Source organism: Brevibacillus composti (assembly GCF_016406105.1).
Classification (GTDB): domain Bacteria; phylum Bacillota; class Bacilli; order Brevibacillales; family Brevibacillaceae; genus Brevibacillus; species Brevibacillus composti.
On the sequence record NZ_CP066308.1, the window covers coordinates 4,106,187 to 4,121,584 of the forward strand.

Genomic DNA, 15,398 nt, shown 5'->3' on the forward strand with positions numbered 1-15,398 from the left:
TATAAAAGGAACGCAAGTAAAAAGAAAGCTGAAGAGGTGCAATCGCCTCTTCAGCTTTTTTGCATGCCCCCGAAGTCGGAACTACTACTTCGGCAGCTTTTTCAATTGCGTCATGACGCGGATGGTGATGACCGCCATTTCTGCGCGGGTCAGGTTATTTTCCGGCTTAAAGCTAAAAGTAGGCTTTTTAGCCGATGGATCATCGGGCTCTCCATTCATTAACTTAGCTTTGGCTACAGCCAGAACTGATGCTGTTGCATAGTAACTCACGTCTTTTCCATCCGTAAACATTTTATTTAATGCTTGTGCGGAGGATTCTGGAGTGCCTAGCTTGAGATTTAGTGCACGAGAAATCATTACGGCAGCTTCTTCACGGGTTAATGGATCATCCGGCCTAAAATATCCGGGAATCTTTCCACGAATGATACCTGCCCTTGCAGCCGTCTCGATATATTTGTAGTCATAGTCCCAATGGACAGGTCTTGGCCGAACATCCAAGAAAGTAGGTTGAACTGGATCGGTTTCGTTATTGTCATAATAGGGACCAGCATTTATCGGTAAATCCAAAGCTTTCACCAGCATTGTTGCGAATTCTCCACGTGACATGTCACGATTCGCACCAAAGGTACTGTAGCTATAGGCAGGCATGATCCCTTTAGAATAGAGTGTTTCCATAGCATCACGAGCAAAGTCATGGAATACGACATCTTCAAAGGATTCTCTGTTCTTCATCACCATGTAATATCCAAAACCTCTGAATGGTACCGTAATGGTTTTCTTTCCGGTATTTACAACCCCACCTACGTTCTTCCATTCAAATCCATTATGATAAAAAACGGTCATAATATTGTTTGCTGCATTGACAATGGACGAGTCGTATTGGATCGACAGCGTTCCTTCACGGCTGGGAACTAAATTTTCATCATATCGATCTCTAAATTCCCTACCGTCATTTTCATCATAGTAGGGATCTCGTCCTCCCGGATTTTTCACATCACCTGCATCAATATAATAAAGCGGACTTGCATAATTAAACCTTTCGTCTAGTACCAATCGGCTTTCCATCGAGTTTCCTGATATGTTTACTTGACCCGTCGTCCGATCAGCAATCCCAAAGTAAAGGGGAGTATCAACAAAGATATCTTCTGTTGGATTCTTCACTTCTTCTCCAGCACGATTATTACTTGGAGAAAGAAGGACTGTTCCTGTCGGGAATTTTAATTCCAATCCTTTGTTGAATGCTTGAAATGATACTTTTTTTCCTAATACATCACGATATTCAGCACCATCAACAGTCGAATTGGCATTAAAGATTTGTATTTGATCATTGTACGTAACATCACCCACCTGAATAGTGTATTTGACTGAATTTAAACCGCTTTTCAGTGGAACAGTTGCCGTAAAAACATAATATGTCTTCGGAACCGCTTTTGCAAAGTCACGATCAAATTCAAAATCTGGATCTGTTCTGTTGCTCGTTTTTGCTTCAATTTTGCCAAACAAGACTTTGTCCGCTTTTTCAGCGAATATTTTAATATAGGCGCTGTTGCTGTTCACTGTGATGTATGGATCCGTTGGCCTTGCCTTTGTAGGGCTAAGGATTTCCCAGGTATTCGTTTTTTGATTAATTTTGATGTTGTATCTAACTATTGTCCCACTCTCATCTTCGGCAACAATCGTATAAATTGTTGTGTTGTTCTTTTTTAATGTCAATGGGAGCAGGGATAATAATCTCTCTTGTTCCTCATTCTTTTGTTCCCCAGATCCCTTGGCAGCCTGTTGAGCCTTATCAAGCATTCGATTATACTTGGATGCACTAACGGCACCCTCGAAACTTGAACCGGATCTCTTAATATTAGAGTCGGAACCAAAAAACTCCTGTAGACTTCCAGGGAGTTCCTGCAAAGCTTCCTGATACTCTTTTCCTGTATCGATTGACTTCCACGATCCGTTATCATTTACGAAGTCAACGATTCGCTTGCCGTTTTTCTCTACGTATAACTTGGAAGCGTCTTTAACTTTGAAGGAAAATTTACTCAGAAACGCTGCTCCCGTTTCGTATGACCCTCCACTCGAGCTTTGCGTTAACTCCGTTTCTTTCCCATTAAATATTCCCCAAAGTTTCACTTCTTCAATAGACGGTGCCTTTGCTGTAATGTAAAGAATTTCGTAAGTAAATACCACTGGCGTCGCTCCCGGTTTGGCCACCGGATTAAGCGTGATTTTCAAGGTATTGGTACCTTTTTTCAAAATTGAGGTTGAACCTACCTCTTTGGTAAGCTCGGCTTTTGAAATGGAAAATTCACCTGTGGCAGTATCTGTGAAATCGACTTTGAGTTTGTGGCCATTTAGCTCGGCTCTTAGATTTTCTAGTTCCGGTGGATTCGGCGCCGGTGTAACAGCTTTTAGATCAAAGTTGTATACACGACCGTTCAGTTTAGTCGGTATATCGCTTTCACTGTTAATCTGGAATCCGTCGTAAAAACTGTTATCTGCACCATTGCTACTTTTATAGGTAAGTTGTACATATGGTGCCACTTGCCATTTAATTGGATATTGAACCGTTGCCATGATACCTATGTCTGGATCCGGATTTTCGTAGTTTATTTTTAGGTTTCCTGTACCTGCGTCGGGACTTTTTAAAGTAATTGTTGCGACATATCTGTCAGGGATAGTAACGTCATTGGCATCTTTCGCCTCTTTAACGTCAATTGAATACATACTGTTATGAAGTTGTTTTTCATTTAAGTAAATCTTGTACCAACTAACTTGATCGATGAAGTCACCTGTAATGAGAAGCTCAGCCGGCACACCAAGCAATGTATTTGTCCTGGATGTAGAAAGCGGAGCTGCTAAATATGTGCCTGAAATAAATTGAGGGGCACTTTCATCGACCGCTTGAAACGTATATTGGTATCTTCTTACATCGATGGACGTTGTGTCTGCATCCGGTTCTGCACTTTCTTTGTATTTGTACACAAGCCAGACACTGTACTTCTTTCCAGGTGTAAATGCTGCCAGGATATCTTCAACCAGTGTATATTCCGTAAATCCATCATTGGCGGGTTTTGATACTGGAGTATTTATTGGGTAGACAGTTTCAGATGATGCACCTTCTTCTTTTATCACATATGACATGGAATCAAATGGCCTGTTTGCATTATCCTTGTCATACTGCAATAATGCAGTTGCTTCTATTTTCAGATTTGTATTACCGCTTTCTTTTACCCTAACTGTATTGTTAACGACTTCATCCTCAGAATCTGGCATAAGGCGATCTCCGTTGATACTCAAATTGTAAAGGAGGTCGGCTTCTCCTACTGAGGTCGTAACTACCACAAGCTTTCTCTCGATGGTCCCCACAGTCTTATTTTGATTCATCGCTGTGAATCTAAGAGTATTTTCACCAAACATCACAGGTAATTTCAAGCTAAAAAAACCTGTCGTTTTACTTACTGACCCCTGGACAACTTCACCTTTAGACACATTTTCTACGATCACATTATCAGCATTTAATGCCTTTCCATTCATATTAAGGACCATACGTGTAGAGGAGGGCATAGAATAATAAGTTATCCCGCTAGGATTTAATGTCGTGTCCTCTACTGTGATTTCTTCAATAATTGGTGTGTCATTGTAATTCACATAAAACTGCAGATGGTTAATTTCAGAGCTACCAATAATTTGGTAAAAACTAATAATATTTAGCCCAGGCTGAAGAGAAATATCGTGGAAGGTAAACGTGTTTCCAACTACCTTGGGAGTCAGTTTGTCCATACCTGGGACAACCGTCCCGTTTCCTAAGGTAATTTTCACACGTAGACTATTGGCAGTTATGCCACCACCGAGCGTACCACTAATAGTAATTTTAGAGCTACCATACGTGTACGCGTCTACAACACTCGTACCTTTTCCGTTGAATGCATCTTCCAAAATAATAGGTTTCTCAGCTGCTATGGCTACGGAGGGTACAACTCCCGTAACAACCAGTAACAAAGCCAAACACACAGCAAACCACTGCCGAATTATCGTAACTTTTTTTTGCAAAAGGTTTCACCTCTCCAATAAAAATTGTCCACCCCAATGTAATAGGCTTGGACTGTCGCTCTCTGTTTTTATTATCGGTAAAACCGACTCTCCCCTTAAGGCTTATCTTGAAAAAAGTGGTGAAAAAAGCCTCTGCTGATCGCCAGCAGAGGCTTGTCGTGTCGGTATTTTCTTTTCCTGTTCCCTAGTGGCTTCGGCGCTGCTCCGCGTTCCGCACCTTCAACTTGCGGTAGGTGTTGATCAGCGGGCGGTGGCGGCGTCCGACCAGTCCGACCACCTCTGTCGCCATATGTGTCGCAAACAGCAGGAGCACCATGACGATGATGGTTGTCCATTTGGTCGTCTTCGTCAGGACGATGGCCATCGTTCCAAAGAAGATGCTGATCACATAGATCGTCAGGACCGTGGCGCGATGGGACAGTCCCATATTGAGCAGGCAGTGATGCAAATGCCCTTTGTCCGGGCTGGAGATCGGCTTTTTGTTGACGATTCGGCGCACAATCGCAAAGAACGTATCCCAGAGCGGTACGCCGAGCACGACGATCGGGATGATGAAAGAGACGAACAGCGCCTCTTTGAAGCCCATGATCGACAGTGCCGCCAGGTTGAAGCCGAGAAACAGCGAGCCGGTATCCCCCATGAAGATGCGGGCCGGGTGAAAATTGAAGTAGAGAAAGCCGAGAATCGCACCGAGCAGCACGAAGCAATAGAGCGCGATCGTGTCGTAGTGCGCGGCGCCCGTGCCAGACATGACGAGCGCGACGATCGCCATGGTCGCGGTCGCGATCGCGGATACGCCGGCAGAGAGGCCGTCCAGGCCATCGATGAGGTTCACCGCATTGGTGACGCCCACGATCCAGAAGATCGTAATCGGCACGCCCAGCCAGAGCAGCCAGCCGCTGGTAAAGTCGATGCTGCCTTGGTAAGGCAGGTTGACGACGCCGATTTTGAGTCCAAACGGGATGACTACGATCGCCGCCGCCAAGAGTTGGCCGAGCAGCTTCCATTTGGGGGACAGCTGGTACTTGTCGTCCAGCATGCCCACCACCATCACGATGGTGCAGCCGATAAAGATGCCCAGCATTTCCTTCATCTCGGCGAAGGGCACAAATAAAAAGAATGCGACAAAATATCCCAAGTAAATTGCCAAACCACCGAGCCGCGGCATGATGCGCGTGTGAACCTTTCTTTGGTCCGGCGCGTCAGTCGCCCCGATGGATACAGCCAGTTTTTTCACATAAGGTGTAGCGACAAATGATACGATCAGCGAGGTCAATAATCCGAGGATTAGTGTAGACATCGACTGTTCTCCTCTCTCAGGGGTACATTCAGCGACGGCTTCCCCTTTTTTCCTTCAAGACTGTCCAAACGAACAACGGAATCGCCAGTTGTCTCCTCCAGCGCGACGGCTGGGACAACAGCCGATAGAGCCACTCCAGATGCAAACGCTGCCAGAGTATGGGTGCCCGCTTTACTTTCCCGGCGATGACGTCCAGGCTGCCTCCGACTCCCATCGCGAGCGTCGCCTGCAGCTGGTCGCGATGCGCCGCGATCCATTCGTCCTGCCTGGGCGCTCCCAGCGCGACGAACAAGAGATGAGGCCGGGCCTCGGCAATCTCCTGCACGATCGCCTGTTCTTCGTCTTGTTGAAAATAACCGTCTCGATACCCAACAAGGCGCGCCCCCGGATAGCGCTGGGACAGCTTTTCCGCTGCCCGTCTGTTTACCTCCGGTGACGCTCCCAACAGATAGACGTTCCAATTTTCTTTGTCTGCGGCAGCCATCAGGGCTTCCAACAGCTCTACGCCCGTGACGCGCTCGGTTATCGGCTGGCCGGTCCATTTGGCGGCGTAGACGATCCCGATCCCGTCCGGTACGACATAGGCTTGATCGAGCACTGCGCGAAACCCCTGATGCTCTCTCGCCAGCATGACAATTTCCGGGTTGGCTGTCACCACATGGGTCTGTTTTCCATCCCGGATCCGCTCCGCCAGATAAGTCACCGTCTCGGCAAACCCTCTCGTGGCAAACGACACTCCCAATATGTTAGCGACCTGTTTGGTCAACGCTTTCACCTTCATTACCTTGCAGACGTACGGCGTCTAGAAAAAGTTGCACCATTAGCATTCTACCCTAAAGCCAGGGGACATACAAGACGATTGACCATTCAGTCTTTTTGTGCCGCCGACAGCGCAAACAACAAGCCGCCCTCGGCGACTACCTTGCCGTTTACCTTGGCTGCGCCATGCCCCTTGCCGATGGAGCCGCGGACGCGCGTCAGCTCGACCTCGAGAGTCAGCGTATCACCCGGCTTTACCTGGTCCTTGAAGCGGAACTCGTCAATCCCTGCGAAAAAGGCCAGCTTCCCTTTGTTATCCTCCATACTGAGTACGGCTACAGCGCCTACTTGTGCCAGCGCTTCCACGATCAACACGCCGGGCATGACCGGATAACCGGGAAAATGCCCCTGGAAAAAGGGCTCGTTTACCGTTACATTCTTGATTCCGACAGCCCGTTTTCCGATCTCCAGCTCCGTGATCTTGTCCACCAGCAAAAACGGATACCGATGAGGAATAATCCCCTGAATGGCACTTACGTCTAAAGGCAGTTGAAATTCCACTCTACACCGCTCCATTTCCATACTTTATCACACTTCATGCATGCATGAAGACCATACGCGAAACTGAGAATATAGACAACCCCCTGTCGTCCTTCTGGGTGCGATCGGGGTTAAAATAGAGGGGCACTTCCTGCACGTGGAGCGGAAGTGCTCTTTACTTGTCCAAACCCATTTTGTATCAGTACACGCGATTCATCAGACGAAACTTCACCAAGTAAATAGCCGTGGTCACGAAAGAGAACAGGATGACGCTCCACAAAATCAGTTCACCATACTGATATCTGTATATCACCATTGGAAACGCAATGTAAAACAAGACTGTGGTGATCTTCCCAAAAGCGTTGGCCGGGACTGTCTTTTTCCCGCGCAGGTGGTACACAGCCGACACTGCGATCATCCCTGCATCTCGAGCGAAAAAAATCAAGGTGGCCCACACGCTTATGCGCTCTGTCAAGAACAATGAGGCAATGACTGCCATCATCATCAGCTTGTCTGCCAAGGGGTCCATCATGGTTCCAAACGTCGTTACAAGCTTGTGCTTTCGCGCTATGTATCCGTCTGCAATATCAGTCAATCCCGCCAGGATCAGAATGCCCAGGGCAATCTCCACATGATACGGAAACGGCTGAAAAAACACGTACAAATACAAAGGGATGAGAACGATGCGAAAAACGGTCAACGCATTTGGCAGATTCACGGATATCCCTCCGGATCAAATCGTCACTCCCTTTTTGCCACTGTTCCATTATACTCTCTGGACAACGGGCACAACAAGTCCTCATGAATGTCATTAGAAAAACCCCATACCACCAGCGGTTGGGGTCTGCCTATCATGTTCCGGAGAACATCAAATCATACATGTGCTTGTAGGTATTCAGATCGAATACTTCAGACGCGGGCTTGTCCCCGACTACGCTGTAACCGATGACAAGGCCAATGATCAGCGAGAAAAACAGCAGGAACGGGACGATCAACAGCTTGGCCGCTCTGATCTGCCAAGCGCTGCCGACGGGCTTTCGTTCTCTCTGCTCGGCTCCCTGATTTTCACGCGGGGAGCGTTTTCCCTTTCCTTGATCCATGCGCGTATCCTCCGACTTGCTGAGTGTATTAACGAGACCTCAGTGAATTGGCGATCCCCATCATCTGATCGGTAATGCCGATCGCACGGGAATTCAATTGATAGGCCCTTTGAATATTGATCAGTTGAGACATTTCCTCCTGCAGATTGACGTTGGATGACTCCAGCGCCCCTTGCCGGATTCTGCCCTCCGCGTAATCCATGAAATCAGGCGCTTTTTGGTCGCCTAGCGTAGGAGCGAGCAACTGGTTGCTGCCGACTTGCTGCAGCTGATCAGGGTTGTCCACTTTGAACAGGCGCAGCTGTGCTGCTTCTACTCCGTCCATCATGACGACACCCTCGGGCGTAATGGTCAGCTCTCCCGGGTTTTCAAACGTAATGCGGTTGCCCACTTCGTCCACCAGGTACTCCCCCGTTGGCGTCGCCAGGGCAAAACCGGGCAGATCCCCCATCTGGGTCAGCTGAAAACCGCCGCTCCGCGTCAGCCGGTACTCGTCCTCCATCTCCCCGTCCGCATTGCGAAACACACGTGAGACCAGAAAATAACCGTCCCCTTCGATCATCAGATCGGTGGGAACATCCGTCACCTTCATGCTGCCCGGGGTGACATCCATCTTCGTCAAGCCCAGCCGCGCGCCGCTGCCGATCCGCAGGCCAGCCGGCGAGTTGCGCTGCTGATTATCGACTGCCGCCTGTTCGTTCATCGAGTCGGACAGCAGTTCGGAGAAAGAGGCGGAGCGCCGCTTGAATCCGACTGTATCGACGTTGGCCAGATTATTGGCCGTGTTGTCCAGCGCCTGCTGAACGCCGCGCAGCGCCGATGTGGAGATATGAAGCGATTGCATGCGTTCTTCCTCCTATTCTACCCGTTTACCCGGCCGATTTCATTGGCTGCTTTTTCCAATGTGCCGTCCAGCGTCGTGATGATGCGCTGGTTGGCCTCGTAGGCCCGGAGTACGGTCATCATGTCGGTCATGGTTTGGGCCGGATCTACGTTGGAGCGCTCCAGCCATCCCTGCTTCACACCGTAAAAGCCTTCATTTTCCGGATCTTCCGCCGCGTTGACAGGCTGACCTTCCCCTTCATAGCGGTAGATGTTCGTCCCTTCTCTCACCAGCTGCTGAGGACTGGTCACCACCCTGATCCCTAGGCTCTGCTCCCCAAACGGCACCCGCTCTCCGTCTTCATTCCGGTAGAAAAGAGCGCCGTCCTGGCTGATTTCCAGGGTGTGGCCCGCGCTCGCCTCGATGCCGTCCGGATCGTTGACGCGGATCGCCTGATTCTCGTCATTCAATACATAGTAGCCGTCCGCCGTCACCAAATAGCCGTCCGCATTGACGCTCCAGTTGCCGTTGCGCGTATAGCGGAGCTGCTCCGGCTCGGCCGGGCCTGCAGCCGGGTCTTCCAATCTCGCCACGCTGAAAAACAGGCGCCGCTCATTGCCTTCCTCATCCGGCTGGATATTGTCCATCAGCGCGACATCGAAAGGATCGCGCGTCTCGGCAATATCTCCCTGGCGAAATACAGGAAGTGCCTCCGACATGTATACACCCGTGTGCAGGCGGCCGATCAGGGCAGCTTGTCCACCCATTTGCGGCAGCCCCTGAATATCCGGTCCTTCCTGATCGCGGATGCGCGCCAGCAGCTGCTCAGGAAAAGCACGCATGACGCCCACGTCTTGCTTGTAGCCTGGCGTATTGATGTTCGCCAGGTTATTCGCCAGCGAATCCTGCCTTCTTTGCAGGGACAACATACCTGATGTGGCCGTGTATAAGCCTCTGATCACGCGGCATTACCTCCCGAAAAACTTCTTCTTCCGATACGTTGGCACTTTGTCCAGATAATCCAGCATCATGCCGGTTCCTTTGGCTACGCACATCATCGGGTCTTCGGCCACCAGCACCGGCACCTTCAATTCGTCCGCGAGCAGCTGGTCGAAGCCGTGCAGAAGCGCGCCTCCTCCGGTAAGGAAAACTCCCTTATCAATAATATCGGCAGAAAGCTCCGGAGGTGTTCGTTCTAAAACAGCTTTGGATGCTTGTACGATGGCACCAACCGACTCAGCCAGGGCTTCCTGGACTTCGTAGGATCGAATGGTAATGGTCTGTGGCAAACCGCTTACCATATCCCTGCCGCGAATGTCCATTTCGTCCTGGCGTCCGCCGGAAACCGTACCGATTTGTACCTTGATATCTTCAGACGTACGTTCCCCGATCAGCAATTTGTATTTGTTTTTTATGTATCTCATGATAGCCATGTCAAATTTGTCGCCCGCTACCTTTATAGAGGAAGACGTGACGATATCACCCATGGATAAGACCGCTACATCCGTCGTGCCGCCACCGATATCCACGACCATGTTGCCGGAAGGCTGGAAAATTTCCATGCCGGCTCCTACTGCCGCTACCTTTGGCTCTTCTTCGATAAAGACCTCACGTGCGCCGCCGCTGCGCTCAGCTGCTTCGCGAATCGCCTTTTGTTCCACCGACGTGATGTTCGTCGGGCAGCAAATCAGGATGCGTGGGCGCGCAAACATGTTTCGCCCGCTAATTTTGGCCAGGAAATGTTTCAGCATGGCCTCTGTAATGTCAAAATCAGCAATGACCCCGTCTCGCAAAGGTCGAATCGCCACGATATTCCCCGGCGTCCGTCCCACCATTCGGTGAGCCTCGTTCCCTACAGCCAGTACTTTTTTCGTATGGTTGTCGATTGCCACAACAGAAGGTTCATCCAATACAACGCCCTTGCCTTTGATATAAATCAGGACGTTCGCCGTACCTAGGTCGATTCCGATATCTTTGCCAAACATGAAAAGGTCCTCCCTGTACCAGTTACATATCTACCCCTTATCATAGGCTGTTCGACGTGAGAGGACAAGGAAATTCTTATGGACTTAGGAAATATTTGTTTGTAGATTGAGATTTTTTTACACGCTCTCCTCCTGTTCTACCCGTGCTTTCTTGCTCCTTCTCTTGTACTTGATCTTGGTTGCCTCCCCGCCCCGCAGATGCCGGATCGCCTTGTGATACTCCAAGATCTCCTTCACCTGGTTCGCCAACTCCGGATTTATCTCAGGCAGCCGTTCTGTCAGATCCTTGTGTACCGTGCTTTTGGAAACACCAAATTCTTTGGCGATCATGCGAACCGTATTCCGCGTTTCTACAATATACCGGCCGATTTTTATGGTTCGCTCCTTGATGTAATCGTGCACGCTACTCGCCTCCCTGTTTCAACATTGTCTGTTACAATATATGGGTAGGTGCGGACACATATTCTACGTTTCCAAGCCTGACAAGCCAGCACGACCACATCTTTTTTGGGCAGCATGTACACATGGACGCCCGCATGCAAAAAAAAGACCTGTAGAGAGTAGTCCCTACAGGTTTTCGGCTCAAATTTTCGTTCCTGAAGAATCGGTTGGCTTTCTTTCCCGGATTATTGATCCTGCATCTCGGATTGAAGCAGGTATTGATCCGGATCGACGGGGACGCCATCTACCCGCACTTCGAAGTGAAGGTGAATGCCTGCGTCTTTTTCATACACGTTGCGCCCCGCGCTGCCCAGCACCTGGCCTTGGGTGACTTCATCGCCCGGCTTGACGGTTACCTTCTCCAGGCTTTGGTAGACGGTGACCATCTTGTCCGCATGCTCGATCTCTACTGTTTGACCGACGAGCGGATCGTTCTCCACTTTGGTTACTTTCCCCGGGAGAGCGGCCGTGACATCAAAGCTCTTGCCGTCGGTCGCCTTCAGGTCGATACCAGTGTGCGGCATGAAGGTATCCTCGTACTTGACGAGCGCTTTTTGCTGTTCTTCCTTGGACGCTTGATCGTCGAAGAAGTTCATGACCTTTTCGTACTGCACGCCTTTGCCGACCGGCCAGGCGAGCGGCTGGACGCTGCCCGCTACCGGGACCGCGCCATTTTCTCCCGCTTCGGACGCCGGATCAGCACTTCCCTCCTGCGGTGTCGTGATGGCTACGCCGCCCGCAGCTCCGTCTTGTCCGGGAACGGTGTCTGTTCCACCGCTCTGATACCACATCACAAAAGCGAGAATGATTGCTGCGGTGCCGATGTAGATCGCCGGAAACGCCCATTTTTTGCCCAGTACACTCTTCCAGGAACTTGCCTTTTTAAACGGAATCGGTTGATTTTGATTTTTTTGATCTTCCATTTTATTCATCACCTCATCCCTCAGTATCGCCAGTTTTTGGACGAATAAACCTGAGAGAGAGGGGAAACTTAAAAATTTGCAGACAGTTTGCCCGCCGAGGCGGTTTGCTCCTTCAGGATGGGATCGAAATTCTCCAGATGGACGCCCTGGTAGAAGTATTTGACGATCTGCTCCGCGGTCTTTCCTGTCTTGGCCATTCCGTTTGCCCCCCATTGGCTCATCCCGACACCGTGGCCGTAGCCCTTGGTCGTGATGTACACGTCACTGCCGCGCAGCTCCATCGTAAAGGCGGAGGAGTGCAGCCCCAGCTTCTCCCGGAACTCCCGGCCGCTAAACTCTTTTCCCCCGATGCTTACCTTGCCCACGCGATTGCCTGTCGTTCTCTCCAGGATCTGATACCAGTTGCCCGACGTGGATGCCGTATTCGCCAGCTTCACGCCCAGGCGCTTCTCCAACTCGGCAAGACTAATCTTGACGGTATTTTCATAGCGGGGCGATTGGATGTCCCAGGGGCTGGCTACGCTTTTCAGGTATGGCACGGGCGATTCAAAGTACTCGCTGGCATTTTCGGTAAAGCCATTGCTGGTAGAAAAGAAGGTGGCGTCGATGGGTTGGCCGTCGTAGGTCAGGACGACACCCGCTGTCGCCAGCACGGCTTGGCGGATCCGGTTGTTTTTCCAGGTGAATTGTTCTTTCCAATTCTCCCGGCGCTGCTCTTCATCGACGAATGCCTGGTGCTTGACCGTATCGGTGACCTGCGCCCCGCCGGGAACATCGTCAAACTGCTGGCTTTTGAGCCGCCGGATGATGTAGGTGCGCGCGGCCATCGCCTGTGCCTTTAGCGCCTCCATCTCGAACTCGGCAGGCATCTCGGCAGCCACGACTCCCTCGATGTACGCTTCCAACGGCAGGGTCTCCACTGTCTTTTTCTCTTGGCGATACACTTTTACCTCTACCGATGATTGATGGACAGGCCCACTCACCGGTGCCGCTGTCTGCTGCGGAAGGCCGCCGCTTCCGGACGATGGCGAGAACAGATAGACCAGCGCGGCAGGCAGCATTACGAGCAGTATCGGCAATCCGACGAACCACATCACCAGGTAACGTTTCATGCTACAGTTCCTCCCCTCTTGTGCTGGACATTTTCAGTCTATGTACAGGCAGCCGGAGGTAGAACGAGAGAATAAGAGAGATGGAAGAGTTGGGGGTGTTTGCGGACAAAAAGGCAAACAAAAAAAGACTTCCTGCCAAGAGGAAGTCTTTTTCTCGCATACGATCGTGTGCGGTTATGGGTGTCCGCTTTCGGATCAGGCAAAATTGGGGGAAAACTGCACCTTGAGCGGTTCGGCTTGCTTCGCTTCTTCGGCACCGGCCTCCGCCTCTGCCTGCGCTGCAGCGGATACTCGCTCGATCTGGGCACCTAGACCGCGGAGCTTTTCCGTAAAACGGACGTAGCCTCTGTCGATGTGGTGGAGGCTGCCTACTTCTGTCACGCCTTCCGCCACGAGTCCCGCCAGGACAAGCGCAGCCCCCGCCCGCAGGTCCGTAGCCGCTACCTTGCAGCCGGTCAGCTTGGCGCCGCCTTCGACGATGGCGCTGCGTCCCTCGATCTTGATATTGGCATTCATGCGGCAAAATTCTTCTACATGCATAAAACGGTTTTCAAAAACAGTCTCGGTGACGATGCTGGTCCCTTCCGATGCCAAGAGCAGCGCCATCATTTGCGACTGCATGTCTGTCGGAAAACCAGGGTACGGCAGTGTTTTTACGTCGACGGCACGAAGCGTTCCTTTTCTTCTGACGCGGATGCCGTTTTCCTGCTCGTCCACCTCGACGCCCATCTCTCTCAGCTTGGCCGTCACCGACTTCAAGTGATCGCAGATGGCGTTTTCGATGAAAACATCGCCGCCGGTAATCGCCGCCGCTACCATAAAGGTTCCGGCTTCGATCCGGTCAGGAATGACGCAGTGCGTGCAGCCTCTCAGCTTCTCCACGCCTTCGATGCGGATGGAGCCCGTGCCCGCGCCTCGGATCTTGGCGCCCATGCCGTTGAGGAAGTTGGCCAAATCCACAATTTCCGGTTCTTCCGCCGCATTTTCGATGACGGTCGTCCCTTCGGCGAGCGCCGCAGCCATCATGATATTTTCAGTGGCCCCCACGCTGGCGATATCCAGGTAGATTTTTGCCCCTTGCAAACGTCCTTCTACGCTCGCTTCGATAAATCCCTGTCCGATTTTGATTTCGGCCCCCATCGCTTCAAAGCCTTTGAGATGCTGATCAATCGGACGAGTCCCGATGGCGCAGCCGCCCGGCAAAGCTACACGCGCCCTGCCTTCGCGAGCCAGAAGCGGTCCCATGACCAAAAAGGAAGCGCGCATCTTGCGCACCAGTTCATAGGAGGCTTCTACACTCGTCAGGCTAGCGGCCTGGATGGTCAACACTTCATTATCGTATGTAAGGGTGATCCCCAGTGATTTCAAAAGGTCGCAGATAATCCTGACATCCTCAAGAGCAGGAACGTCATGAATGACGTTGGTTCCTTCTTCCGCCAGGATCGATGCTGCAATAATAGGGAGTACGGCATTTTTGGCGCCGGAGACTTTTACATTCCCTGCCAATGCCTTACCGCCGCGGACAATAATTTTATCCAATGTGTACCCCTCCGCGTGCTAATATTCCGCTGTAATAATTGGTGTGCCTGCTGTAATCCAAGTACCGGCTTCACTATCCCGGTGAGTCGCGATTTGCAGATTCATCTTGGCTTGTCCATCTAAGAGCAGAAACGGTTTCCACTCGGGGGTGTACCCGGAGATGCTGACGACCGTCTCGTCCTCCAAACGCTCCAACTCTTTTGCTTGGAGGGCTCTAAATATCGACAAAATTCTACCCTCCTGTTGATCAACACTCAGTTTACCATTGTACATTCCGCGAATACAAGTGCTAAATTGCGGAACCAAACCCGCTTCCCTCAGCACTTTTTCATGGTACTTCTGAATGGAATCAACATATGGTAGAGAATCACGATTCCCTTTTATGGACAGTACTAGATATGTGTCGATCCCCTCTTGATGCGGAACACCTGTCATCTGAAAATGGAGGGCTGCCCCCTGTCCATAGGACTGCACCTCATACGATACCAGCTGGGGAGATGGGTCCCACTGAGCCTGGCCCTGCGGCAATTGCAAACGCTCTGCCCAGCTTATGCCCAACGCTTGCACCTCAGCCGGATCAGCCAACGTCCCAAGCGAGATACGGGTGCGCACTTCCACACTTACTCCCTCGGCCCCGGAGCCTTCGATCACTTCGAACAACCGCGCTGCTGCACTCCGCTCCTGCTGTCCGCGCTGCGCTTCCGCCGGCATCCACCACGCTGCAGCCAGTGCTGCCATGACCAACAGAATCAACCATCCTGTCCGTTTCCCCATGTTTATCCTTCTCCCTTTTCCATGCCTCTCTGTACTTCTCAGTTTGCACGTAAAA

14 protein-coding genes are annotated in these 15,398 nt (G+C 51.0%); all 14 read right to left on the reverse strand.

Annotation, left to right across the window (positions count from 1 at the left end; translation table 11 throughout):
- Nucleotides 1-84 precede the first annotated feature (84 nt).
- The 14 genes from JD108_RS20550 to JD108_RS20615 all read right to left on the reverse strand — a co-directional run bounded on the left by JD108_RS20550 (nt 85) and on the right by JD108_RS20615 (nt 15,343).
- On the reverse strand, nt 85-4,047 hold the full coding sequence (locus JD108_RS20550; protein WP_228728233.1) for an S-layer homology domain-containing protein: 3,963 nt from the start codon (nt 4,045-4,047) through the stop codon (nt 85-87).
- A gap of 184 nt (nt 4,048-4,231) precedes the next feature.
- Nucleotides 4,232-5,347 (reverse strand): glycosyltransferase family 4 protein, encoded by a 1,116-nt coding sequence (locus JD108_RS20555; protein WP_198827770.1) that lies wholly within the window; start codon nt 5,345-5,347, stop codon nt 4,232-4,234.
- Between the two features lie 28 nt (nt 5,348-5,375).
- Nucleotides 5,376-6,113 carry a WecB/TagA/CpsF family glycosyltransferase gene (locus tag JD108_RS20560; RefSeq protein ID WP_198827771.1) on the reverse strand — a complete coding sequence of 246 codons (738 nt, stop codon included), beginning with the start codon at nt 6,111-6,113 and terminating at the stop codon, nt 5,376-5,378.
- Between the two features lie 101 nt (nt 6,114-6,214).
- Entirely contained in the window at nt 6,215-6,667 is a 453-nt protein-coding gene (gene fabZ / locus JD108_RS20565; RefSeq protein ID WP_198827772.1) for a 3-hydroxyacyl-ACP dehydratase FabZ, read from the reverse strand.
- Nucleotides 6,668-6,845: 178 nt separating this feature from the next.
- Complete coding sequence (locus JD108_RS20570) at nt 6,846-7,364, reverse strand: CDP-alcohol phosphatidyltransferase family protein (protein WP_198827773.1); 519 nt, start codon at nt 7,362-7,364, stop codon at nt 6,846-6,848.
- 133 nt (nt 7,365-7,497) lie between these two features.
- A complete protein-coding gene (locus tag JD108_RS20575) occupies nt 7,498-7,746 on the reverse strand; it encodes a DNA-directed RNA polymerase subunit beta (protein WP_198827774.1) in 249 nt (82 codons plus the stop codon).
- A 28-nt stretch (nt 7,747-7,774) separates the two neighbouring features.
- Nucleotides 7,775-8,590, reverse strand: coding sequence for a flagellar hook-basal body protein (locus tag JD108_RS20580; protein WP_198827775.1), 816 nt, complete (start codon nt 8,588-8,590; stop codon nt 7,775-7,777).
- Nucleotides 8,591-8,607: 17 nt separating this feature from the next.
- Nucleotides 8,608-9,531: a flagellar hook-basal body protein gene (locus JD108_RS20585; RefSeq protein ID WP_198827776.1), complete on the reverse strand. Its 924-nt coding sequence runs from the start codon at nt 9,529-9,531 to the stop codon at nt 8,608-8,610.
- Between the two features lie 6 nt (nt 9,532-9,537).
- Nucleotides 9,538-10,554 (reverse strand): rod shape-determining protein, encoded by a 1,017-nt coding sequence (mreB, locus tag JD108_RS20590; RefSeq protein WP_198827777.1) that lies wholly within the window; start codon nt 10,552-10,554, stop codon nt 9,538-9,540.
- Nucleotides 10,555-10,671: 117 nt separating this feature from the next.
- Complete coding sequence (spoIIID, locus tag JD108_RS20595) at nt 10,672-10,956, reverse strand: sporulation transcriptional regulator SpoIIID (RefSeq protein ID WP_198827778.1); 285 nt, start codon at nt 10,954-10,956, stop codon at nt 10,672-10,674.
- A gap of 224 nt (nt 10,957-11,180) precedes the next feature.
- Nucleotides 11,181-11,918, reverse strand: coding sequence for a M23 family metallopeptidase (locus JD108_RS20600; RefSeq protein WP_198827779.1), 738 nt, complete (start codon nt 11,916-11,918; stop codon nt 11,181-11,183).
- 68 nt (nt 11,919-11,986) lie between these two features.
- Nucleotides 11,987-13,030, reverse strand: coding sequence for a stage II sporulation protein D (spoIID, locus tag JD108_RS20605; protein ID WP_198827780.1), 1,044 nt, complete (start codon nt 13,028-13,030; stop codon nt 11,987-11,989).
- A gap of 195 nt (nt 13,031-13,225) precedes the next feature.
- Nucleotides 13,226-14,569, reverse strand: coding sequence for a UDP-N-acetylglucosamine 1-carboxyvinyltransferase (murA, locus tag JD108_RS20610; RefSeq protein ID WP_198827781.1), 1,344 nt, complete (start codon nt 14,567-14,569; stop codon nt 13,226-13,228).
- Between the two features lie 18 nt (nt 14,570-14,587).
- Nucleotides 14,588-15,343: a YwmB family TATA-box binding protein gene (locus JD108_RS20615; protein WP_198827782.1), complete on the reverse strand. Its 756-nt coding sequence runs from the start codon at nt 15,341-15,343 to the stop codon at nt 14,588-14,590.
- Nucleotides 15,344-15,398: the final 55 nt, after the last annotated feature.